Genomic DNA, 22,909 nt, shown 5'->3' with positions numbered 1-22,909 from the left:
CGGAGAGGGGGCTTCGTCGGGAGGCGCGGTCAGCCGCGGGGATCGAAACGCGTTGGCGCGTGCATCTCAGCCACGAGCGTGCGGAGGCCTTCCAGTGTCGACGGAGCAGCGCCGAGCGCACGAGCCTGGACGAGGACGTTGCCCAGCGCGGTCGCCTCGACCGGGCCGGCGAGCACCGGAAGGCCGGTACGGTCGGCCGTGGCCTGGCAGAGCAGGCGGTTGAGCGACCCGCCTCCGACGAGATGGATGCTGTCGAGCTCGCGCCCCGACAGGTCGGCAGCCGTCTGGACCGCGCGGGCGAAGGCCGCGGCGATCGACTCGACGATGGTCCGCGCGAACGCGGGCCTCGCGGTCGGTGCCGTGCCGCCGACGAGCGCGGCGATCCGCGACGGCATGTTCCCCGGCGCGCTGAGTGTCGGATCGTCGGCGTCGAAGATCGGCACCTCACCGGTGACCTCGGATGCTGCGGACAGCAGCGCCGGCAGATCGATGCTCTCCCCGTCGTCGGACTCCCACGCCCGCACGGTCTCGCTGAGCAGCCAGAGTCCCGTGACGTTGTGCAGGAACCGGTAGCGGCCGTCGACTCCGAGCTCGTGCGTGAAGTTCGCCTCGCGCGCGGCATCCGACAGCACCGGCTCGGTCAGCTCCACCCCGACCAGGCCCCAGGTGCCGCACGAGATGTACGCGGAGTGCGGGGTCGAGAGGGGTGCTGCGACGACGGCGGAGGCCGTGTCGTGCGAGCCGACCGCGATCACCGGCAGGATCTTGCCGACCCGTGCGACCAGTTCCGGGCGCAGGATGCCGATGGTCGTTCCCGGATCGACCAGCGGCGGCAGGATTCTCGACGGGATGCCCAGCCGGTCTGCCAGCCGCGTGTCCCAGTCGCCGTCCGTGACACCGAGCAGACCGGTGGTGGAGGCGTTCGTGCGCTCGGCCACGGCGGATCCGGTGAGCAGGAAGGCGATGAGGTCGGGGATGAGGAGCGCGGTGTCGGCATGGTCGAGACGTTCGTCGACGCGGTACTGGTACAGCGTGTTGAAGGGCAGGAACTGCAGGCCGTTGCGCCGATAGAGCTCAGCGAACGGGATGATCGCGTGCACCTCGTCGACGCCCCGCGTCGTGCGCTCGTCGCGGTAGTGGAACGGCTCGGCGAGAAGCCCGCCGTCCTTCAGGAGGCCGTAGTCGACAGCCCAGGAGTCGACGCCGATGCTCTCGATGCCCGGTTCGCGGCGCACGGCTTCGGAAAGCCCATCGAGGACATGCTCGTACAGAGCCGTGAAGTCCCAGTGCAGGCCGTCCTCGCGTTCGACGGGACCGTTCGGGAAGCGCGACACGAGTTCGAGGTCGAGTCGTCCTTCGCCGATTCGCCCGATCATCACACGGCCGCTGGTCGCGCCGAGATCGACGGCCGCGACCGCCCGGATGGTCACCGGTCGCCGCCACACGCCGAGTGCACGCCATCCGCCCGAGTGCACGGCTTCGTGACGTGAACAAGCCGTGCGTTCGACAGGGAGCCGTGCACTCGGCGGACCGCGCTCATCGCAGGAACGCCGCGGCGACGCCGGAGTCGACCGGGATGTGCAGACCCGTGGTGCGGCTGAGCTCAGGACCGGTCAGCACGTACACCGCGTCCGCCACGTTCTCGGGGACGACCTCGCGCTTGAGGATCGTGCGATTCGCGTAGTACTGGCCGAGGTCCTCTTCGGCGACGCCGTAGGTCGCGGCACGGTTCGCACCCCAGCCCGACGCGAAGATGCCGGAGCCGCGGACCACGCCGTCGGGGTTGATGCCGTTCACACGGATACCGTACTCGCCGAGCTCGACCGCGAGCAGCCGCACCTGGTGGGCCTGGTCGGCCTTGGTGGCGGAGTAGGCAATGTTGTTGGGGCCGGCGAAGACCGAGTTCTTCGACGAGATGTAGATGATGTCGCCGCCGAGCTTCTGGTCGATGAGCACGCGGGCGGCGGCCTTCGACACGAGGAACGAGCCCTTGGCCATCACGTCGTGCTGCAGATCCCAGTCCTTCTCGGTGGTCTCCAGCAGCGGCTTCGAGAGCGAGAGGCCGGCGTTGTTGACGACCAGGTCGACGCCGCCGAAGGCGAGCACGGCCTCGTTCAGTGCGGCCTGGACGGCATCGGCATCGGCCACGTTGGCGGCGATCCCGATCGCGACATCGGTGTTGCCGAGCTCGGCAGCTGCGGCCTGCGCCTTCTCGAGGTCGAGATCGGCGATCACGACGCAGGCGCCCTCGGCGGCGAGGCGGGTGGCGATGGCCTTGCCGATGCCCGAGGCGGCGCCCGTGACGAAGGCGATGCGGCCCTGGTGCGACTTCGGCTTCGGCATGCGCTGCAGCTTGGCCTCCTCCAGCGCCCAGTACTCGATGCGGAACTTCTCGGCATCCGAGATCGGCGAATAGGTCGAGAGCGCTTCGGCGCCATGCATCACGTTGATCGCGTTCACGTAGAACTCGCCGGCGACGCGGGCGGTCTGCTTGTTGGCGCCGTAGGAGAACATGCCCACACCGGGGACCAGCACGATGAGCGGGTCGGCGCCGCGGATCGCGGGGGAGTCGGCCGTCGCGTGCGCGTCGTAGTAGGCCTGGTAGTCGGCGCGGTACTGCTCGTGCAGCTCGTGCAGACGCGCGATCTGCTCGTCGAGGGAGGCCGTGGCGGGCAGGTCGAGGATGAGCGGCTTGACCTTGGTGCGCAGGAAGTGATCCGGGCAGCTGGTGCCGAGCGCTGCCAGGGCTGGAGCCTGCTCGGATGCCAGGAAGTCGAGGACCACGTCGGCATCGGTGAAGTGTCCGACCATCGGCTTGTCGGTCGAGGCGATGCCGCGGATGGTGCCGGCGAGGGCTGCTGCGCGCTCACGGCGCTCTGCCGTGGGGAGGGCTTCGAAGCCGGAGCGGACGCCACCGAACGGATCGGCCTTGCCATGCTCGGCGATGTACGCGGCCGCGGTGTCGATGATCCAGAGGGAGTTCGCCTCGGCTTCCTCGGAGGTGTCCGCCCAGGCCGTGATGCCGTGCCCGCCGAGGATGCAGCCGATCGCCTGCGGGTTCTGCTTCTTGATCTCGGCGATGTCGAGTCCGAGCTGGAATCCGGGACGACGCCACGGCACCCAGACGACCTTCTCGCCGAAGATCTTCGTGGTCAGCGCTTCACCGTCGGCGGCGGTGGCGATCGCGATGCCGGAGTCGGGGTGCAGGTGGTCGACGTGCGCGGCGTCGACGAGGCCGTGCATCGCAGTGTCGATCGAGGGGGCGGCGCCGCCCTTGCCGTGCAGGCAGTAATCGAAGGCCGCGACCATCTCGTCTTCACGGTCGAGGCCGGGGTAGACGTCGACGAGCGCGCGCATGCGGTCGAGGCGCAGCACGGCCAGGCCGCCCTCCTGGAGGGTGCCCAGGTCGCCGCCCGAGCCCTTGACCCACATCAGCTCGACGGGTTGACCTGTCACGGGATCGGTCTCCGTGCCCTTGGCGGAGGTGTTCCCGCCGGCGTAGTTGGTGTTCTTCGGGTCGGCGCCGAGGCGGTTCGACCGGGCGATGAGGGCGGCGGCGGTGGCGTTGGTCATGACTCTCCAAGACAGGGGCGGCGCACACGACCGTGTGCACTAGTGCTGTTACTTCATGTGAAAGATAACATGAACCGACGTCGCGGGGAAGGTCGCGGGAAGGAGTCAGAGGATGTCGGTGGTCTCCCGGAAGGCGTCCAGCCGCTCGTCGGCGGGATCGAGTTCCGTGATCAACACCGAGATCTCGTCGCGTTCGAGCGCGCGGGCGACGGATCGGCGCTCGAGCTTGCTGGAGTCGACACACACGACTGTCGTGCCCGCGTTGCCGGCCATCGCCTGCTTCAGCTCTGCCTCCTCCACCGACACCTCGGAGGTGCCGTCGGCGCTGTCGAGGGCATCGGCCGAGGAGAAGAAGATGTCGAAATACACCGATCGCATGCTCCGGCGGGCGATCGGGCCGACGAGGCTCCCCGTCGTGGGCTCGGCGGTTCCGCCGGAGATCACCGCCGTCACGCCGTCGAGTGGATGCAGCAGTTGGAACGACTCGAAGGAGTTGGTGTAGGCCGCGAGCCCGGCGCGCGGCCCGATCGTCGAGGCGAGCATGTTGACGGTGGAGGAGGCGTCGAGCGCGATGCTCCCCCGATCGGGCACGAGTCGCAGCGCCTTCTCGGCGATCGCGCGCTTCGCGCTCGCCCGGATCGCCCGGCGTGCGTCGAACGGGCGTGCCCGCGGCGCGGCCGCCGCTCCGCCTCGAACGCGTCGCACCCGGCCTTCGGCCTCCAGTTCGAGCAGGTCGCGTCGGATCGTCATGGACGACACGGAGAAGAGTTCGGCCGCCGCCTCGATCATGACGCCCTGCGGGCCGTTCGCGAGTTCGACGAGTTCGTCTCGACGCCGTTGCGCCTCGAGATTGCCGGAAAGTGCCATGGGAGGAATCTATCCCGTGCTCGTGGGCCGGGCAGGCGGTCGGTGGTGCCGTCGCGCATGATCGAATCTGTCAGAACGTGTGCGTTCTTCCTAGGATGGGTGACGTGAACTCTCTCGCCGCTGAAGAGCGCTGGAACTGGCTGATCGCCCGCCTCAAGGAATCCAAGGCGATCTCGCTCAGTGATGCCGCGCAATCCCTCGGCGTGAGCGAGATGACCGTCCGCCGCGATTTCACGGCGATGGAGGAGCGGGGGATCGCCCGGCGCGTGCGGGGTGGCGCCGTGTACAGCGGCCCGGTGAGCTTTCAGGGGCGCGAGCGGTCGCACGCCGAGGAGAAGGCGCTGATCGCCACGAAGCTGCTTCCGCTGGTCCCGTCGAGTGGGGTGATCGCGATGGACTCGTCGACCACGATGAACCGCTTGGCGCAGATGATCCTCGCGAGTGATGACCTCACGGTCGTGACCAACGGTCTGTCCACTTTCCACGTGCTGCAGGACCGGCCTGGCGTGACGGCCATCCTCACCGGTGGTGCGGCGGACAGGCGGTCGGATTCCCTCGTCGGACCGGTGGCGACGGCGTTCCTGGAGAGCATGCGGTTCTCGAGCTTCTTCGCCTCGGCTGCGGCGGTGGATGAGCGTTCCTGCTATGAGGACACCCTCGAGGAGGCCGAGCTCAAGAGGGCGTTCGCGCGGTCATCCGCGCACGTCGTGATCGGCGTCCACGTCGAGAAGCTCGATGCCACGGCCACGGCCGCGTCGGTTCCTGTGGATCGCGTCGCCGTTCTGGCGACCGAGCTCGCGCCAGAGGCTGCCGAGCTCGCCGCTTACGCGCGTCACCTGCCGACCGTTCTCTGAAGCGCCGTCCAGGCGCCTTGGCGGTGGGGCCTGTCTGCGCACCCACTTTTACGAACATGAGTTGACAGGATCTAACACGTTCTGACATTCTGATCGAACGAACAGCCACGAAGGAGTGTGTTCCTGATGATCAGGCGCCCCACCACAGCGACAGCGCTCGCACTCAGCGCGAGACGCCGATGAGCTCCGCCGCCGAGACGACGTCGGCTCCCGCCACCCGCATCGACGTGACGGTGTCGGAGATCACGAAGCAGTACCCGGGCGTACAGGCGCTCGCAGGAGTGTCCCTCGATCTGCGGCCCGGCGAGGTCCACGCGATCGTCGGCGAGAACGGCGCAGGGAAGTCGACGCTCATCAAGGTGCTCTCCGGGGCGGTGGAGGCCACGAGCGGCACGATCACCGTCGACGGCGAGACCTACGACAAGCTCACCCCCGCGCTGGCGCAGGATCTCGGGATCGCGGTGATCTACCAGGAATTCACACTGGTGCCGACGCTCAACGCCGCCGAGAACGTGTTCCTCGGTCACTACATCTGCCGCGGCCCGGTCCTCGATCGCAAGCGGATGAATGCCCAGGCCGCCCAGCTGTTCGCCCGGCTCGGCGTGCGGATCGACCCGCGTGCCCTCGTCGAGACGCTGACCACGGGGTACCAGCAGATCGTCGAGATCGCCAAGGCGCTCTCGCGCAATGCCCGGTTGCTCATCATGGACGAGCCGTCTGCGCCGCTCACCGCGAGCGAGGTCGAGGCCATGTACCGCGTCGTCGACGCGCTGCGTGCCGAGGGCATGACGATCGTCTACATCTCGCATCGCATGGAGGAGATCTTCCGCCTCGCCGACCGCGTGTCGGTCCTCCGCGACGGCAAGTACATCGCGACCCGCGTCACCTCGGAGACCACCCGCCGCGAGCTGATCAGTCTCATGGTCGGTCGCGAACTGGCGGAGGGCTACCCCGAGCGCACCACCGCGCCCGGCGAGGTGTCGTTGAAGGTCTCCCGGGTCTCCGGCAACGGTGTCAGCGACATCTCCTTCGAGGCGCGCACCGGCGAGATCCTCGGGTTCGCCGGACTGATCGGCGCCGGAAGGACGGAGCTGATGGAGGTGCTCTTCGGTGCGAAACCCATCGACGAGGGCGAGGTGACCCTCCACGGGCGCTCCGTGGTCTCGCGGTCGCCGATCCAGGCGATCAGGAACCGCATCGCCCTGGTCCCGGAGGACCGTAAGCGCCATGGCCTCGTCCTCCCCTTCTCGATCCAGCAGAACATCACGCTGCCGCTTCTGAAGAAGTCCCTCTCGCGCGGAACCGTCGTGTCGCCCAAAGCGGAGCGCGATCTCGCGGCCGAGTACATGACCGACCTGCGCATCAAGGCGCCGAGCGGCGCCGAGATCGTCGGGAACCTCAGCGGCGGCAACCAGCAGAAGGTCGTGCTGGCGAAGTGGCTCGCGACGGATCCGGAGGTGCTGATCTTCGACGAGCCCACCCGCGGGATCGACGTCGGCGCCCGCGCCGAGATCTACCTGATCATGAACCGCCTCGCCGAGGCGGGCAAGACGATCCTCATGATCTCATCCGACATGGAGGAGCTGATCGGCATGTCCGATCGCGTGATCGTCCTTCGAGAGGGCATTCAGGCGGGAACCCTCGAATCGCACGACATCACCCAGGAGGCCGTCCTGGCCCTGGCTGCGCAAGGAGAGAACGAATGAAGTCTGCACTCATGCCCCGGGTGAAGGAGCTCGGCATCGTCGCGGTGCTCATCGTGCTGGTGATCGCCTTCAGCGTGATGTCGCCGAACTTCCTCGACCCCACGAACATCCTCAACATCGCCAGGCAGATCGCCACCCTCGGGATCGTCGCCGTCGGATTCTCCTTCGTGCTGATCACGGGCGGTATCGACCTGTCGGTCGGCTACCAGATCTCCCTCAACGTCGTCGTCACCGGAATGCTCATGGCGCAGTTCGGGGTCCCGTGGTTCCTCGCGGTCCTGCTCGCTCTGGTCCTCGGCACGCTCGTCGGTCTCGTGAACGGGATCATCATCACGTTCACCGGGGTCGCCCCGCTGATCGTGACGCTGTCGATGATGATGATCCTCAACGGGCTCAGCTATCTGATCTCCAAGGGCCTGCCGATCTTCGGGTTCCCCGCGGAGTTCTCGATGCTGGGGCAGGGCGCGATCCTGGGCATCCCCGTCTCGGTCTACGTCCTCATCGCGGTCTGGATCATCGGCCTGTTCATCCTGAACAAGACCTACATCGGGCGCTACTTCTACGCGATCGGCAACAACGTCGAGGCGGCGCGACTCTCAGGCGTGAACACACGCAGGACCATCATCCTCGTGTACGCACTGTGCGGATTCTTCACCTCCATCGGCGCGGTGCTGTTGCTCTCACGGCTCAACTCGGCGCAGTCGGCGACCGGGGCCGGCTTCGAGTTCAGCGTGCTGACGGCCTGCGTCCTCGGCGGCATCAGCGTCATGGGCGGACGAGGCAGTCTCTTCGGCGCCTTCGTCGGCGTGATGATCGTCGGCGTGCTCGACAACGGCCTCGTGCTCCTCAACGTCAGCGAGTACGTCCAGCTCGTCATCAAGGGCTGCATCCTGCTCGCCGCCGTGATCTACGACGCGATGTCGAAGAAGTCCCGCGGTCGGCGGAAGCAGATCGGCGGCGTGCCGCTGGCGCCCGTGGCCGTCCCTGCCTGACCACCCTCTCTGCACCATCCCATCAGCACTACGAAAGGACAGATCGTGAAGAAGCTCGTCAAGCTCGCCGCGGCGGCAGCAACGGTGGCGTTGCTGCTCACCGGCTGCACCACCATCCCGGAGTCGGGTGGGTCCTCCGACGCCCCGGCTGCCGGCGGGGACTCCGTCGGCATCACCTTCTCGGACCTCAGCAACCCGGTCTGGGCCGAGCTCGTGCAGGAGGCGCAGGACTACGGCGCCGAGAAGGGGCTCTCCGTGAACTTCGTCGACGCGCGCAACGATGCCGCGCAGCAGGTGACGCAGATCGAGAACTTCATCCAGCAGGGTGTGAGCACGATCATCATCTGCGCCGTCGACTCGAACGCCCTGGTCGACGTGACCAAGCGCGCCCAGGAGGCCGGCATCAAGGTGGTCGGGTACACGCAGGTGCTCGAGAACTACGACGCCCAGTACCTCGTCGACGCGTACAACACCGGCTACGCCAACGGCGAGGCTGCGGCCACCTGGATCAACGCGAACTTCGACGAGGGTGAGACCGTCGAGTGGGGACTCATGGACCTGCCGCGCTTCCCCGAGATCATCGAACGTGCGGACGGCATCAAGGATGCCATTGCGGAGCTCGCCCCCAACGCCGAGCTCGTCGCGACCGCGCCGGCGCTCACCGCGGAGGACGGCGTCGCGAACGCCGAGAACTTCCTCCAGGCCAACCCGAACCTCAAGGTCATCGCCACCATCGGCGGCGGCGGCGCGGTCGGCGGCAACGAGGGCGTCAAGTCCTCCGGCATCTCGGACTACGCGTCGTTCGGTCTCTTCGGCATCGACGCGACCGAGAACGAGATCCAGAACATCATCGACGGCGACCCCGAGAAGTCGACGGTCAGCCTCGGCGGCGGCAAGGCCCATGGCCGGACGCTGATCGACATCACGCTCGACCTCTTCGCGGGCGAGGACATCGAGAAGGACCAGTACATGCCGATCACCGTGATCGACAGCTCGAACGCCCAGGAGTACTACGACGAGGTGTTCGGAGGCTGAGCCTCCACCGCCGCCCGCGCCTCGCGCTGCGGGCGGCGGTCATCCCGTCGCCACCCACACCGCGGTCCACCCGCGGACGGAAGGACCCACAACCATCATGATCCGAGTGCTCGCCGCGGGCGACCGCTTCATCCGTGCCTCGCTCCTGCGGGCCGAGCTCGACCGGGCGCTGCCCGGCGTTCTCGAGATTCCCGAGATCGAGTTCGCCTGGCCGGATGTGCCGTTCGGGAAGGTCGCCGAGGTCGATGAGGCCGCGGGAACCGAGGCGGAGCTGATCGCGGCGCTTCAGGGATCGACGGCCATCGTCACGCAGCTCGCCCCGATGACGGCTCGGGTGATGGATGCGCTCCCGGAGCTGCGGTTCATCGCGGTTTCGCGCGGCGGGCCCACCAACGTGAACATCGAAGCAGCCAGGGAACGCGGCATCCAGGTGGCGAACGTCCCCGGCCGCAACGGCGTGGCGACGGCGGAGATGACGATCGGGCTCGCGCTGGCGCTGATGCGCCGGATTCCCGCGGCGCACGAGAGCATGATGTCCCGCACCTGGCGCGGCGATCTCTACCGCTCGGAAGAGGTCGGCCGCGAGGTCTCCGGCTCCGTCATCGGCCTGCTGGGCGCCGGAGCCGTCGGTTCGCACGTCGCGCACTCCTTCGCGGCGATGGGCGCCCGGGTCATCGTGTTCGACCCGTACCTGCCCGACAGCGCGCTCGGCGAAGGTGTCGAACGGGTCGAGACGGTCGACGAGGTCTTCACGCGGAGCGACCTGGTGTCGGTGCATGCGCGGCTGACTCCGGAGACCGCGCATATGGTCAATGCGGATACGCTCGGCCGTATGAAGCCGGGTGCGCTGCTCGTGAACGCTGCCCGCGGCGGCCTGGTCGACTACGACGCCGTCGCGGCCTCGCTGGAGGGCGGCCATCTCGGTGGTGCGGCTTTCGACGTGTATCCGGAGGAGCCCGTCGACTTCGACCACGCCCTGTTCCGCCTCGCTCACGAGGGCAAGGACGTGGTGGTCACCCCGCACATCGCCGGCGCCAGCCAGGAGACCGCCGTGCGTGCGGCGAGTGGTGTCGCCGAAGAGGTGCGCCGCTTCCTTCGCGGAGAGCAGGCGAAGCACCCGCTCGTCGACGGCCCCCGAACGGCGCTGCTGTGAAGGATGCGCGGCAGTGACCGAGGCTCTGCTCGGCATCGACGCAGGGACGAGCTCGGTCAAGGTCGTCGCGACCGACCTCGCCGGCCGGCGGCTCGCGGATCGCTCCGTGCCCTATCCGACGCACACCGACGGCGCCGGCGCGGAGCAGGACGCGCTCGACTGGTGGCACGCCCTCGGCGCCGCGCTCCAGGTGGTGCTCCCGGGCCTCCAGGTGCGGGCGGTCGCCGTCACCTCGCAGGCGCCGACGTTCGTGCCGGTCGACGAGCGGGGACGGCCCACAGGCGCCGCGCTGACCTGGCTCGACCGTCGCGCCGTCGCAGAGGCTCGGATGATCGGCGGGCTCGTGCCCGAGTCGAGGAACGGAGCCGATCCCTTCTTCGGCACGGCCAAGCTCGCCTGGCTCGCCGCGCACCGGCCGCAAGAGCTGGAGCGGGCGGTCGCGGTCCTGTCCGCCAACGGCTTCCTGGTGCGGATGCTGACCGGGGAGACCGTGCTGGATGACACCACGGCCTCTCTCATGCAGGGATTCGACGAAGACCTCGGCGACTTCCCCGCCCGGCTGCGCGCGGCCATCCCGGCTCTCGCGAAGCTCCCATCGATCGTCACGGCGCAGAGCATCGTCGGCGAGGTCAGCGCGGCTGCTGCCGCTGAAACCGGACTCCCTGCAGGTACCCCCGTCATCGCCGGTGGCATCGACGCGATCGGTTCGGCTCTGGAAGCCGGCGCGTTCGTGGCGGGCGACCCGTTCGTCGACATGACCGGTTTCTCCAGCGTGACGATGCTCGCCGTGCCACGCGGAACCGCGGTGCCGGGATTCATCCACTCTCGGCACTGCACGGTGGACACCGATCTCCTGATCACCGCCCAGGTCACCGCCGGCGCGACCATCGACTGGGTGAACAGCCTCGATTCCGGCACCGACCTCCGCTCGGCCGACGCGATCCTGGCGCGCAGGCGCCCGGGTCGGCTCGTGATGGTTCCGAGCCTCGCGGGGGAGCGGACGCCGTCGTGGAACCCTGCTGCGCGCGGCATCATCGAGGGCATCGATCTGGCGACCGACGGCACCGATCTGATGCTCGCCGCGATGGAGGGCAACGCGCTCGCGCTCGCCCGCGACGTCGAGGTTCTCCACCGCGTCGGATTCGCGGTCGATCACGTCATCAGCACGGGCGGCGGGGCGTCTTCGGACGCCTGGCTGCAGATCAAGGCGGATGTGCTCGGCATCCCCGTGATCAGGCCGGCGAGCGGCCACGGCGCGGCGCAGGGGGCGGCGATGCTCGCCGGTCTCGCCTGCGGGCTCATCGCCTCGATCGACGACCTGCGTCACGCTTCCGGTGAGATCGAGGCCGAGTTCACCCCCGACCCCCGACGGCACGATGCGTACCGCGCCTCACGCGGACGCTTCGAGTCGCTGGTCGCGATCAACGAGGCCCGTCGGTCCTGATCCGTGTTCCGGCCCGGGCCGGTCGTCGGTGTCAGGGCTCTGTGCGGCGTCGCTTCGCGGAGCGGTATCGGCCTCCGTCGAGCGACGACAGTATGAGCGCCGCGCCGAGGGCCAGTGACAGTGCGCCTGCCAGCATCCACGGGAGTGGTTCCGCGCCGCTGGCGGCCAAGGAACCTCCGCCCGTCGGCGTCGGCGTCGACGCCGGTGTGGGTGGCGCGAATGGTGTCGGGATGGCGGCGAAGCTGACAGTGGTCGGTGCGGGCGTCAAGAGGCCGGTGAGCGCATATGCGGCTGGATCGAGCGTGTACTCACCTCCTGAGGAGGCGAGGTCCAGAGCGAGCGAGCACGAGGCGTCGTCGCCATCGAGGTTTCCGCTTCCCGCGACGACGGAGGCCGTCGCGCCGATAGTCCCCCCGAGGCAGTCCGTCTCGACGTTCGGACGTTCGGCGGCCCGCAGGCCCGGGGGGAGGGGGAGAGCGAAGTTCCACCCGGGCTTCGGCCCGCTGGGGACGGTGGGGGCACCGGCGAAGTGCGTGTTCGTGACCGTGAACACGAGACGCGCAGTCTGACCGGCAGCGTAGGACGCGCCGTCGGGCGGAGGCGCGATCACCGCATCGAGCTGCGGAGTGGTGTCGATGAGGGCGAGGTTGTCGAAGGCGTTGTCATCGCCGCCGCCCCCACCCAGATTGTTGCGCAGCGACAGTTCGAGGGTCGCCGAGCGGGCGAGCAGAGACGTGACGCCGCTGAAGGTTCCCACGTTGTCGCCGTTGATCTGATGGACGGGCAGTGCGCACGCGGAGATCGGTCCAGGGAAGGGGACGACCGGCGGGGAGACGCCGTCGTCGAGCTGCAGCGACAGATCGACCGGGTTCGTCGCCCAGCAGTTCGCCTGCGCCACGTCGACCGTCGCGGTGTAGTAGTGCCCGACGATCACCGGCACAGTGGTGGCGGCCATCACGCCGGCAGGTGAGTCTCCCTGGGTGTATGAGCTCACCGCTCGGTTCGCCGTGGGGGCGGGGCGCGGCACGGCCGGATACGGATAGTCCGGATCCGCCGCCCACAGGCCGAGCGTCTCGGCCAGGTCTCGCGACTGATTCCAGCCGCTCTGCTGGCAGGCCACCGCCTGTGACGCCACGGGAACGGTGTCGACGTCATCCCTCGAGACGATGAGCCCGTTGCAGAACTGTCCGTTCCAGGCGGGATCCGCCCGGTACTGCTGGCCGTTGCGACCGACGTATCCCGGAACGGGGGCGGCGACGCCGTCGTCGTAGTCGGCGATCGTCTGCACGAAGTCTGCTGTCGCGGGTGGAGTCGGCGCATCGAAACCCTCGTACAGCACCACAGCGGGAGACCCCATGACGCCGGGAGTCCCTGGTGCGGCCGACGCAGGGGAGGCACCGACGATGACGACCACGACGATCGTCGCGGTCGCTCCTACGACGGAGATCGATCGGCGCACGGTTGACCGGCGAAGGGCCGACATGCTCCGAAGGTACGCCTCGGTGTCCTGGGTGTCGAGGGGAGTTGAGGCGAAGAGAGGGTTTTCCGCACGCAGCGAACCGAAAGACGAGCACGGACAAGCGCGCTCATATGAGCGGTCGATATCCTAAAGTGAGCGTCACCGGTAGGCTCACCTCATGTCTGGAACCACCATTGAACCTCTTCTCGGCCGTGTCGCCGTCGTCACGGGCGGGGCGAGGGGCCTCGGATACGCCATGGCCGAAGCCCTCGCGGCCGCCGGAGCTGACGTCGCGCTCCTCGATCGCCTCGATTCGGTCGGCGATGCCGCCGACGCGCTGCAGTCCGGGTCAGGTCGCAGATGCATCGGCGTCAGCGTGGATGTGACCTCTGAAGCATCCGTCGCCGCGGCTTTCCACACGGTGGCCGACCATCTCGGGGTGGCGGACGTGCTCGTCAACAGTGCGGGCATCACGCTGGGGACACCGCTGCTCGATACCGAACCTGCGGACTGGCGACGAGTGCTCGACGTCAACATCACGGGCACTTTCGTCCCGAGCCGCGAGTTCGCTCGTCGGCACATCGATGCCGCGCGAGGGAAGCCGGCGAGCCTCATCAACGTGTCGTCGATGTCGGCTTTTGCTGTGAACATTCCGCAGACTCAAGCGGCCTACAACACTTCGAAGGCTGCGGTATCCATGTTCACCAAGAGCGCGGCGATCGAGTGGTGGCCGCACGGCATCCGGGTCAACGCGATCGCCCCGGGATACTTCGCCAGTGACATGACGAGGGACTTCGTGGCGGAGAACCCCGAGATGGCCGACGAATGGGTGCGGCGCATCCCCGCAGGGCGGATGGGTGAGCCCGAAGAACTCGGTGATCTTCTGGTGTATCTCGCGAGCGAGCGGTCGAGCTACGTCGTCGGACAGAGCATCCTCATCGACGGCGGTTACACCAGCGTGTAAGGGGCCGCCGGGAACATAGGCTGAGAGGCATGCCCGAACTGCCCCTCGGCTCGGCGACCTTCCGAGCTGCCGCCGTCGACCTCGGCGGGTCCAGCGGTCGTGTCGTGAGCGCGACGGTCGATGGGGAGAGACTGCGGATCGACGGAGTGCATCGGTTCCGCAACCGTGCGTTCACGGATGAACTCGGACTGCGGTGGGACGCCCAGCGACTGTATCGCGATGCGGTCGCCGGACTGCGATCACTGCGCGCCGACGGCCCCGCCTTCGCCAGTGTCGGAGTGGACGCCTGGTCGGGCGACTACGGGCTGCTCGCCTACGACGGCCTCCTCGACGCGCCGTTCCATCAGCGCGACTCGCGCACCGACCGCAGCTTCCCCCTCGTCGACGCGATCCTGCCCGCTGCCGAGGCCTTCCGGGAGACCGGCGTCACCGCACTCCCGATCATGACGATCTACCAGCTGATGGCAGATCAGGAGGCAGGGCGGCTCGAGACCGTGCGCCGGATGCTGCTGATGCCCGACCTGCTGGCCCACTGGCTCGGCGCGGAAGAAGTCGCCGAGGCGACGAACGTCTCCAGCACCGGACTCGCGCTGCCGTACGGTCGCGGGTGGGATGCGCACCGGATCGATGCGCTGAAACTTCCGTCGCGGATCTTCCCCGAGACGGTGGCGCCCGGCACGGTGACGGGTCGTGTGCGCGAGGGGATTCTCGCTCCGGACGACGTCACCGACGTCACCACGGTCGCCTCCCACGACACCGCGAGCGCTGTGATCGCCGTGCCCGCTCACGACGAGAACTTCGCCTTCGTCTCGTGCGGAACGTGGATCCTCACCGGTGTCGAGGTCGATCGCATCATCACGAGCGATCGCGCGCGTGAAGCCGGGTTCACGAATGAGCTCGGTCTCGACGGCACCGTGCGCTTCCTCCGGATCGCCGCAGGGCTCTGGATCGTGAACGAGTGCATCCGGGAATGGGGACTCGACGGCTGGGGAGCGCGCAGCACCGCGGCTCGTCAGGAGCTGCTGGCGCGTGCCGAAGCGGCCCCGACTCCCGGGGTGCTGGTCGACACCGGAGATCCGCGCCTGCTGCGTCCGGGACAGATGACCGCGCGCATCGCCGAGCTCGTCGCCGAATCCGGTGGGCGGATGCCCGAGGACCGTGCGGCGATCATCCGACTCGTCCTCGAGAGCCTCGGCGCCTTCGTCGCGCGGCAGGTCGAAGAGGCGGCGGCGCTCTCCGGGGTCGACGTGCAGGTGATCCATCTCGTCGGCGGCGGCTCCGAGTCGCCGATCCTCGCGCAGGCCGTCGCCGACTGCTCGGGACGTTCGGTCATGGCCGGGCCGTCTGAGGCCACGTCGATGGGCAACATCCTGGTGCAGGCCCGCGCTCACGGGGCGGCAGGCGGCGCTCTCGGCGACCTGCGCCGCATCGTTCGCGCCTCCACCGAGCTGCGGCGTTACGAACCCGCCGTCCGCTGACCGGTCGGGTCGCGCCGACGGCTCAGGCCGACGTCGCGAGAAGTCGCCGGGCGAGCGCAGCGTCGGTGACCAGGGAATCGACGATCCCCGAGCGCAGGGCAGCGGCGACTGCGCCCGTCTTCGATGGGCCACCCGCGACCGCGATGACCTCGGGGATGTGGCGCAGTTGCTCGGTGGACACCGCGAGCGATCGCTCGGCCACCGACCCCACGACCGCACCGTTCTCATCGATGAGCGTCGCGCAGATCTCGGCCTTCACGCCGGCCGCCAGCAGCTCATCGAGCGCGCCCGCGCGACCGGCGTTGTCGTAGAGCTGGGAGTCGGGCGGGCTCCAGGAGCCGATCGCGACGACGGCCTTGGTCACCGAATCGAAGCGGCGGAAGGTCTCCATGATGCCGGGTTCGCGCCGCAGCGCCGAGGCGGTCGCCGCGGTCTCGACGAGCAGCGGCGCGAAGATCGCGCGGGAGCGGCCGCCCGAGATGCGACTCACCTGACGAATCACCTCGACACCGTTTTCCGGAGTGGGGGCGGCGACGCCGGCGAGCTGCACGACCTCGCACGTCGCGAGGGTGCGCAGATGCCCGGCCATCGCGGTCAGCGTGCGGCCGGCCGTGAGCCCCAGGACATCTCCCTCGGTGACGATCTCGCTGAGGAGGTCTGCGGCCGCGCGCCCCAGTCGGTCCTGGATGAGGTCGGGGGTCGTCCCGGGGGTGATCACCGCGAGAGCGCGGGTCAGACCGAAGCGGGCCCGCAGCTGCATCGACAGGTCGAGGTCGAGGGAGTCCGGGGCCTCGATCGTGATCTTCACCAGTCCCTGCTCGAGGGCGTCCTCCAGCATCCGGGCGATCTTGAAGCGGGAGACGCCGAGTTCATCGGCGATCTCGATCTTCGTCAGCCCGTCCAGATAGTGCCGTCGTGCGACGTGCGAGATCCGCACCAGCTCATCGGGTCCCATATCGCCTCTTCGTCTCGTATCCGTCGGGTCGGTTCAGCATATCCCGGTTTTGCGATCCACGCTCATCTGAGCGGACAGTTGTCTCATCCGTCGGGCATGGCTAATGTCGGTCGAGCAATCACGACTGCACGACTGCACCGCCGCACCACGAGGAGCCCGATGAAGCGCACTGAACTGCCGACGACCATGCGTGCGAGCGTATTGGTGCGAGCCGGCGAGCTCACGGTCGAGACCCGCGCCGTGCCGGTCCCGTCCACCGATCAGGTGATCGTCCGGGTGAACGCGGTCGGCATCTGCGGCTCCGACGTGCACTACTTCCACGAAGGGCGCATCGGCGACTTCGTCGTGGCGGAGCCTCTCGTGCTCGGCCACGAGGCCGGCGGGGTGATCGTCGCTGTCGGAGCCGACGTCGACGACTCCCGCCTGGGCGAGCGCGTCTCGATCGAGCCGCAGCGCCCGTGCCGCGTGTGCGAGTTCTGCCGAAGCGGCCGGTACAACCTCTGCCCGCGCATCGAGTTCTACGCCACCCCGCCGATCGACGGCGCGTTCGCGGAGTACGTCGCGATCCAGGACGACTTCGCTTATGCGGTACCCGACTCCGTCAGCGACGACGCCGCAGCGCTCATGGAGCCGCTTTCCGTCGCCATCGCCGCGGTGCAGAAAGCCGACGTGCGCCCGGGCAGCCGGGTGCTCATCACGGGCGCCGGTCCCATCGGCATCGTCACCGCACAGACCGCGCGGGCATTCGGCGCCACCGAGATCGTGATCAGCGACCCGATGGCCGAGCGCCGCGAGGTCGCCCTCCGGTTCGGTGCGACCGAAGCCGTCGACCCGGCTGCGGGTCCGCTCGGATCGGGCTATGACGCCTTCGTGGATGCCTCGGGCTCGCCCGTCGCCGTGAAGCAGGGCATCTCGGCTCTGAAGTCCGGCGGCGTCGCCGTCCTGGTCGGCATGGGTGCGGACGAGATCGCGCTCCCGGTCTCCACGATCCAGAACCGCGAGCTGATCGTGACCGGCATCTTCCGCTACGCGAACACGTGGCCGACCGCGATCGACCTCGTCGCCTCCGGGGCCGTCGACCTGGATGCACTGGTCACCGGCGCCTTCGGGTTGGCCGAAGTGCGCGAGGCGCTCGACTCCGCGTCGCGTCCGTCGACCCTGAAGAGCATCGTGCGCCCCGACCGCGAGTATGCGAGGGAATCATGACCGGCCTCGAGCAGACGGGGCACATCGCGCTCCACGAGCAGCCGGACATGCTCGCCTGCGTCGACATCCGCAAGGCGTTCGGTGGGGTGCCCGTACTCAAAGGCGTGGGTCTGCACCTCGTGCCGGGAACGGTGACCGCGCTCGCCGGAGAGAACGGTGCCGGAAAGTCGACGCTCATGAAGATCGCCTCCGGTCAGATGAAGGCGGATGGCGGAAGCGTGCTCGTCCGGGGCGAGGAGCTGGCCGCTGGATCCGCGCGCGACGCCCACCAGCGTGGGATCGCCATCGTGCCGCAGGAACTCGCATCGATCCTCGACACCACGGTGTACGAGAACATCTTCGTCGGACGGGAACTCCGGGGCCGATTCGGCTTCGTCGACCGGCGTCGCATGGCTCGGGAGGCCAGGGAGATGCTCGCCGAGTTCGGCGTCGACATCGACCCCAAGGCCCGCATGGGTTCGCTGCCGGTGGGACTGCGCCAGATCGTCGAGATCGTCAAGGCCACCAGCACCGGTGCCCGGGTGCTGCTGCTGGACGAACCCACCAGCGCGATCGCCGAACGGGAAGTCGCCCGTCTGATCGAGAACATGCGGATGCTCCGCGACCGAGGGGTGGCGATCCTCTTCACCACGCACAAGATGGAGGAGATCCGCGCGATCGCCGACCGGGTCGTGGTGCTCCGCGACGGCGGCCTGGTCGCCGATGAGCCGCTCTCGGAGCTCAGCGACGACGACATCGTCACCGCGATGATCGGGCGTGAGCTCGAGGACCTGTTCCCCGATCTCCCGCCGGCTTCCGACGACATCGCCCTCTCGGTGCGCGGGCTCGAGTACACCCCGGCTCCGCAGCCGTTCGACCTGCAGGTGCGTCGCGGTGAGATCGTCGGTCTCGCCGGTCTCGTCGGCGCCGGACGCACCGAGCTCATCGAGGCGCTGTTCGGCGTTCGGCCCTCGACGGCGGGCGAGATCACGGTCGGCGGCAGCCGCGTGCGCCGCGGTCGCCCCGCCGACGCGATCACCGCGGGCATGGCCCTCGTGCCCGAAGACCGCAAGGGCGCGGGCGCCGTGCTCAGCATGGATATCCTCGCCAACGCCACGCTGCCGCGCATGAGTCAGTTCTCCGTCGCCGGCTGGCTCAAGGGGCGCAGCCGCGTCGATGCCGTCTCCCAGGTCATGAGCTCCGTGCGACTGCGCAGTCGCGGCCTCGGGCAGCTCATGGAGACGCTGTCGGGTGGTAACCAGCAGAAGGTCGTGCTCGCGCGCTGGCTCACCGGCGAGGTCAAGGTACTGCTTCTCGATGAGCCGACCCGCGGCGTCGACATCGGCGCCCGCAGCGAGATCTACCGCATCATCACCGACCTCGCAGCCTCCGGCATGGCCGTGGTGATGGCCTCGAGCGACATGCCCGAGATCCTCGCCCTGTCGCACCGCGCTCTCGTGCTCAAGGGCGGCGGCGTGGTGGCGGAGCTCGATCGCACCGCCCTCCAGCAAGCCGACGTGCAGGACCGCATCTTCCGACTAGCGAGCGGACTCGACAACTCCGACGCGCCTTCGAGCGCCACGCCTTCCGGTACAGCCCCTTCCGCAAAGGACGACCAATGACCGACACCCGAACCGACTTGCAGGCCTTCGTCCCCGAGTCGGGCGTGAAGCGCTTCAGCCCGACCTGGTTCGGGGACCTCGCGATCCGCTACGCGATGGTGATCGTGATGGTGCTCATCATCGCGTTCTTCCTCTACCGCAGCGCGCGCTTCGGCACGGTCGACAACCTGCAGACGATCCTCGTCGCCGCCGCCCCGTTCGCGCTCATCGCGCTCGGTCAGACGCTCGTGATCCTCACCGGGGGCATCGACCTGTCCGTCGGCAGCGTGATCGCCGCGGCCGCCGTGTTCGGCAGCCTCACGGCCAAGGCCTTCCCCGATCAGATCTGGCTCGCGATCGTCGCCGGTGTCGTCGTCGGCTTCATCGCCGGTGCGATCAACGGCTTCGTGGTGTCGGTAATCAAGGTGCCGCCCTTCATCGCGACGCTCGGCATGCTGACGCTCGCGTCCGGCATCGCGTACGTCGCGGGCAACGGCGCCCCCATCACGGGACTGCCGGCCGACTTCTCCCGCATCGCCAACGCCCAGTTCGGCGGCCTCACGCTGCCGGTCATCCTGATGATCGTCGGAATCCTGGGGCTTGCCATCGTGATGCGCCGCACCACCTGGGGCATGCGCGTCTACGCGATCGGCGGCAACCCCGTCGCCGCCGGCATCGCCGGCATCAACGTCGGTCGCACCGTCTTCAGCGTGTATGCCATCTCCGGCATGCTGGCCGGGATCTCCGGTGTCATGCTCGCCAGCCGCGTCACGCTCGGGGCGCCCAACCTCGGAGTCGGTTACGAGCTCGACGCGATCGCGGCCGTCGTCATCGGTGGAGCGAGCCTGCTCGGTGGACGCGGCTCCATCTGGGGCACGGCCCTGGGCCTGCTCCTCATCCAGACCCTGAACAACGGCCTCGACATCCTGACCGTCCCCGCCTACTGGCAGAAGGTCATCAAGGGCGTGCTCATCGTGGCGGCGGTCGCCGTCGACGTGTGGGCGACCCGACGACGAAGCCGCTGACCCTCACCTCTGATCCCGAAGAAGACCCTGCTTCATCGCACCACCCAACGAGAGGAATCCCATGTTCACCAAGAAGAGCCGCATCGCCGCGGCTTTCGCCGTCACCTCCGTCGCAGCGCTGATGCTCGCCGGGTGCGGCGCCGGCGACCCGAACGCGAACGCCGGCGCCGGCGACGACAGCGGTCAGGAGCGCATCACGATCGGCGTCAGCGTGTACGACATGTCGTCGTTCGTCACCGAGGGCAAGGAAGGCATCGAGCGCTACGCCGAGGAGAACAACATCGAGATCCTGTGGAACTCTGCGGGTCTCGACGTCAACACGCAGGCGAGCCAGGTCGACCAGTACGTCACGGCAGGCGTCGACGCCATCGTGGTCATCCCGGTGCAGGCCGACTCGCTGCAGCCGCAGATCGCCGCCGCGAAGGCTGCCGACATCCCCTTCTTCGACGTGAACGCGTCGCTCAACAGCGAAGACCTCACCGGTTCGGTGCAGCCGGACGACGTGGCTGCGGGCGAGCAGGAAGCACAGATGATGATGGATGCCCTCGGGGGCACGGGCAATGTCATCATCCTGCAGGGCCCCCTCGGCGGATCCGGCGAGATCAACCGCGGCAAGGGCATCGACAACGTGCTCGCCGAGAACCCCGACGTGAAGGTGCTCGCCAAGGACACCGCGAACTGGAAGCGCGACGAGGCCGTCAACAAGGTCAGCAACTGGATCTCGGCCTTCGGCGACGACATCGACGGCGTGATCGCCCAGAACGATGACATGGGCCTCGGCGCCCTGCAGGCCCTCAAGGAAGCAGGCATGACCGACGTGCCGATCGTGGGCATCGACGGCATTGCCGACGGCCTCGAAGCCGTCAAGAGCGGCGAGTTCATCGGCACTTCGCTGCAGAACGGCACTGTCGAGCTGTCGGCCGGCGTCGCATACGCGGCAGCCATCGTGCGCGGGGAGGACGTCAAGGAGAACCCGATCTACCTGATGCCCGCGATCACGAAGGACAACGTCGACGAGGCGATCGGCCACGTCGTCACCGAGCGCGACGAATTCCTGAAGAACCTCAGCGACATGACCAACAAGAACCTCAAGAGCGGCAATATCGCTTACGAGGGCCTCACCGGCCAGACCGAGTGACTGCCGACCCGAGCCACGAGGGTGCTTCGGCATCCTCGTGGCTCGGGGTGTCATGGATGAGGGAGAAGCAGATGCCGTCGACCTACGTTGCGGGTGTGGATTCATCCACACAGAGCTGCAAGGCGACCGTGCACGACCTCGCGACCGGGGAGGTCGTGCGCACAGGGCGGGCATCGCATCCGTCCGGCACCGAGGTCGACCCCGAGGCCTGGTGGTCGGCCCTGCAGCAGGCGATCGCCGATGCCGGCGGGGTGGACGACGTCGCCGCGATCTCGATCGCCGCGCAGCAGCACGGGCTCGTGGCACTCGACGGCCGGGGGCGGGCCGTCCGCGACGCCCTGCTCTGGAACGACGTGCGCAGTGCGGATGCCGCGGCGGCGCTGGCCGCTGAGATCGGCGCGGAGGAGTACTCCCGCCGGGTCGGGGTCGTCCCTGTCGCCTCGTTCACCGGGCCCAAGTTGCGGTGGTTGCGCGAGCACGAGTCCGCCAACGCGGACGCAGTCGCGGCCGTCGTGCTCCCGCACGACTGGCTCTCGTGGCGGCTCCGCGGTTACGGGCCGGTCGGTGCGAGCGAGCTCGGTCCCGATCTCGACGAGCTGGCCACCGATCGATCCGATGCCAGCGGTACCGCGTACTGGGGCGCATCGTCGGGGGAGTACGACCTCGACCTGATCGAGCGCGCGTTCGGTCGTGTCCCGATCCTTCCCCGCGTCCTCGGACCCGCCGAGCGGATGGGGGTCACGCGCGGCGGGTCCGTCGTCGGCGCAGGTCTCGGCGACAACGCGGGCGGTGCGCTCGGGCTCGGCGCCGCGCCGGGGGATGCCGTGATCTCGATCGGCACGAGCGGCACCGTGTTCGCCGTGTCCGATCGCCCCCTCAGCGATCCGACCGGGGTGGTCGCGGGCTTCGCCGACGGCACCGGGAACTACCTGCCCCTGGTCGCCACGCTCAACGCGGCTCGCGTGCTCGATTCGGTGGCTGGACTGCTCGGGGTCGATCACGTCGAGCTCGCCCGCCTGGCGATGGCGGCGGCGCCCGGGGCGGACGGGCTGGTCCTGCAGCCCTACTTCGAAGGGGAGCGCACCCCGAACCGTCCGGACGCGACGGCCACGCTGTTCGGCATGTCGCTGGCCTCGACACGCCGCGAGACGCTGGCCCGTGCCGCGGTCGAAGGGCTTCTGTGCGGTCTCGCCGACGGTCTCGACGCGATCCGTCGGTGCGGAGTGCCGGCCGGGCGCATCCTGCTCATCGGCGGAGCCGCCCGCAATCCCGCGGTCTCGCAGATCGCCGCGCAGGTCTTCGACGTTCCTGTCGTCGTCCCCGGTATCGACGAGGCCGTCGCACGGGGCGCGGCTCTGCAGGCGGGGTGGGCTCTGACCGGAGAGCTGCCCTCCTGGACCGACGGCGATGCGCGCTCCTTCGCAGTCGACCATCGCCCGATCATCCGCGAGCAGTACGTCGCCCGAGCCTGAGCCCGGGC

General features: G+C 68.7%; 18 protein-coding genes. 13 read left to right on the top strand and 5 right to left on the bottom strand.

Translation table 11 applies throughout. The features are described 5' to 3' along the window. Positions 1-29: 29 nt before the first annotated feature. The 3 genes from CQ042_RS05175 to CQ042_RS05165 all read right to left on the bottom strand — a co-directional run bounded on the left by CQ042_RS05175 (position 30) and on the right by CQ042_RS05165 (position 4,440). The gene (locus tag CQ042_RS05175) at positions 30-1,430 is read right to left on the bottom strand and encodes a rhamnulokinase family protein (RefSeq protein WP_105669607.1); all 1,401 of its coding nucleotides are present in this window, start codon (positions 1,428-1,430) and stop codon (positions 30-32) included. A 106-nt stretch (positions 1,431-1,536) separates the two neighbouring features. After that, the gene (locus tag CQ042_RS05170) at positions 1,537-3,573 is read right to left on the bottom strand and encodes a bifunctional aldolase/short-chain dehydrogenase (protein ID WP_105669393.1); all 2,037 of its coding nucleotides are present in this window, start codon (positions 3,571-3,573) and stop codon (positions 1,537-1,539) included. Between the two features lie 105 nt (positions 3,574-3,678). Continuing rightward, positions 3,679-4,440 carry a DeoR/GlpR family DNA-binding transcription regulator gene (locus CQ042_RS05165; RefSeq protein ID WP_105669391.1) on the bottom strand — a complete coding sequence of 254 codons (762 nt, stop codon included), beginning with the start codon at positions 4,438-4,440 and terminating at the stop codon, positions 3,679-3,681. Positions 4,441-4,544: 104 nt separating this feature from the next. Here CQ042_RS05165 and CQ042_RS05160 point away from each other — a divergent pair, with 104 nt between their 5' ends. The 6 genes from CQ042_RS05160 to CQ042_RS05135 all read left to right on the top strand — a co-directional run bounded on the left by CQ042_RS05160 (position 4,545) and on the right by CQ042_RS05135 (position 11,624). Further along, positions 4,545-5,294, top strand: a complete 750-nt coding sequence (locus CQ042_RS05160; RefSeq protein ID WP_181157456.1) for a DeoR/GlpR family DNA-binding transcription regulator — start codon at positions 4,545-4,547, stop codon at positions 5,292-5,294. A 179-nt stretch (positions 5,295-5,473) separates the two neighbouring features. Continuing rightward, a complete protein-coding gene (locus CQ042_RS05155; RefSeq protein ID WP_105669387.1) occupies positions 5,474-7,000 on the top strand; it encodes a sugar ABC transporter ATP-binding protein in 1,527 nt (508 codons plus the stop codon). Then, a complete protein-coding gene (locus CQ042_RS05150) occupies positions 6,997-7,992 on the top strand; it encodes an ABC transporter permease (protein ID WP_219844815.1) in 996 nt (331 codons plus the stop codon). Before CQ042_RS05155 ends, CQ042_RS05150 begins: the two co-directional genes overlap by 4 nt. 45 nt (positions 7,993-8,037) lie before the next feature. Further along, positions 8,038-9,027 (top strand): sugar ABC transporter substrate-binding protein, encoded by a 990-nt coding sequence (locus CQ042_RS05145; RefSeq protein WP_181157455.1) that lies wholly within the window; start codon positions 8,038-8,040, stop codon positions 9,025-9,027. A 97-nt stretch (positions 9,028-9,124) separates the two neighbouring features. Next, on the top strand, positions 9,125-10,180 hold the full coding sequence (locus CQ042_RS05140; RefSeq protein ID WP_219844814.1) for a 2-hydroxyacid dehydrogenase: 1,056 nt from the start codon (positions 9,125-9,127) through the stop codon (positions 10,178-10,180). A 13-nt stretch (positions 10,181-10,193) separates the two neighbouring features. Next, positions 10,194-11,624 carry an FGGY-family carbohydrate kinase gene (locus tag CQ042_RS05135; protein WP_181157454.1) on the top strand — a complete coding sequence of 477 codons (1,431 nt, stop codon included), beginning with the start codon at positions 10,194-10,196 and terminating at the stop codon, positions 11,622-11,624. Between the two features lie 31 nt (positions 11,625-11,655). Here CQ042_RS05135 and CQ042_RS05130 read toward each other — a convergent pair whose 3' ends face one another. Continuing rightward, a complete protein-coding gene (locus tag CQ042_RS05130; RefSeq protein WP_146115347.1) occupies positions 11,656-13,107 on the bottom strand; it encodes a hypothetical protein in 1,452 nt (483 codons plus the stop codon). A 154-nt stretch (positions 13,108-13,261) separates the two neighbouring features. Between CQ042_RS05130 and CQ042_RS05125 the strand changes: the two genes are divergently transcribed. Next, a complete protein-coding gene (locus CQ042_RS05125; protein WP_105669379.1) occupies positions 13,262-14,047 on the top strand; it encodes an SDR family NAD(P)-dependent oxidoreductase in 786 nt (261 codons plus the stop codon). 29 nt (positions 14,048-14,076) lie between these two features. Next, positions 14,077-15,525, top strand: coding sequence for a rhamnulokinase family protein (locus tag CQ042_RS05120; protein WP_105669377.1), 1,449 nt, complete (start codon positions 14,077-14,079; stop codon positions 15,523-15,525). A gap of 22 nt (positions 15,526-15,547) precedes the next feature. Here the strand turns inward: CQ042_RS05120 and CQ042_RS05115 are convergent, their stop codons facing one another. Beyond that, positions 15,548-16,480: a sugar-binding transcriptional regulator gene (locus tag CQ042_RS05115; protein WP_105669375.1), complete on the bottom strand. Its 933-nt coding sequence runs from the start codon at positions 16,478-16,480 to the stop codon at positions 15,548-15,550. Between the two features lie 159 nt (positions 16,481-16,639). Here CQ042_RS05115 and CQ042_RS05110 point away from each other — a divergent pair, with 159 nt between their 5' ends. From CQ042_RS05110 to CQ042_RS05090, 5 genes are all read left to right on the top strand, one after another. Continuing rightward, positions 16,640-17,686, top strand: coding sequence for an NAD(P)-dependent alcohol dehydrogenase (locus CQ042_RS05110; RefSeq protein ID WP_105669373.1), 1,047 nt, complete (start codon positions 16,640-16,642; stop codon positions 17,684-17,686). After that, positions 17,683-19,287 carry a sugar ABC transporter ATP-binding protein gene (locus CQ042_RS05105; RefSeq protein ID WP_105669371.1) on the top strand — a complete coding sequence of 535 codons (1,605 nt, stop codon included), beginning with the start codon at positions 17,683-17,685 and terminating at the stop codon, positions 19,285-19,287. The genes CQ042_RS05110 and CQ042_RS05105 overlap by 4 nt, the downstream gene beginning before the upstream one ends. Further along, positions 19,284-20,291, top strand: a complete 1,008-nt coding sequence (locus tag CQ042_RS05100) for an ABC transporter permease (RefSeq protein ID WP_219844813.1) — start codon at positions 19,284-19,286, stop codon at positions 20,289-20,291. The genes CQ042_RS05105 and CQ042_RS05100 overlap by 4 nt, the downstream gene beginning before the upstream one ends. Before the next feature lie 121 nt (positions 20,292-20,412). Then, a complete protein-coding gene (locus CQ042_RS05095) occupies positions 20,413-21,429 on the top strand; it encodes a substrate-binding domain-containing protein (protein ID WP_181157472.1) in 1,017 nt (338 codons plus the stop codon). 71 nt (positions 21,430-21,500) lie between these two features. Then, positions 21,501-22,901 carry a xylulokinase gene (locus CQ042_RS05090; protein ID WP_105669368.1) on the top strand — a complete coding sequence of 467 codons (1,401 nt, stop codon included), beginning with the start codon at positions 21,501-21,503 and terminating at the stop codon, positions 22,899-22,901. Positions 22,902-22,909: the final 8 nt, after the last annotated feature.

Origin of the sequence: Microbacterium sp. MYb62 (genome assembly GCF_002979475.1) — a bacterium.
Taxonomy (GTDB): Bacteria; Actinomycetota; Actinomycetes; order Actinomycetales; family Microbacteriaceae; genus Microbacterium.
The sequence above is the reverse complement of the archived record's forward strand: the minus strand, read 5'-3'. Positions and strand labels throughout refer to the sequence as shown.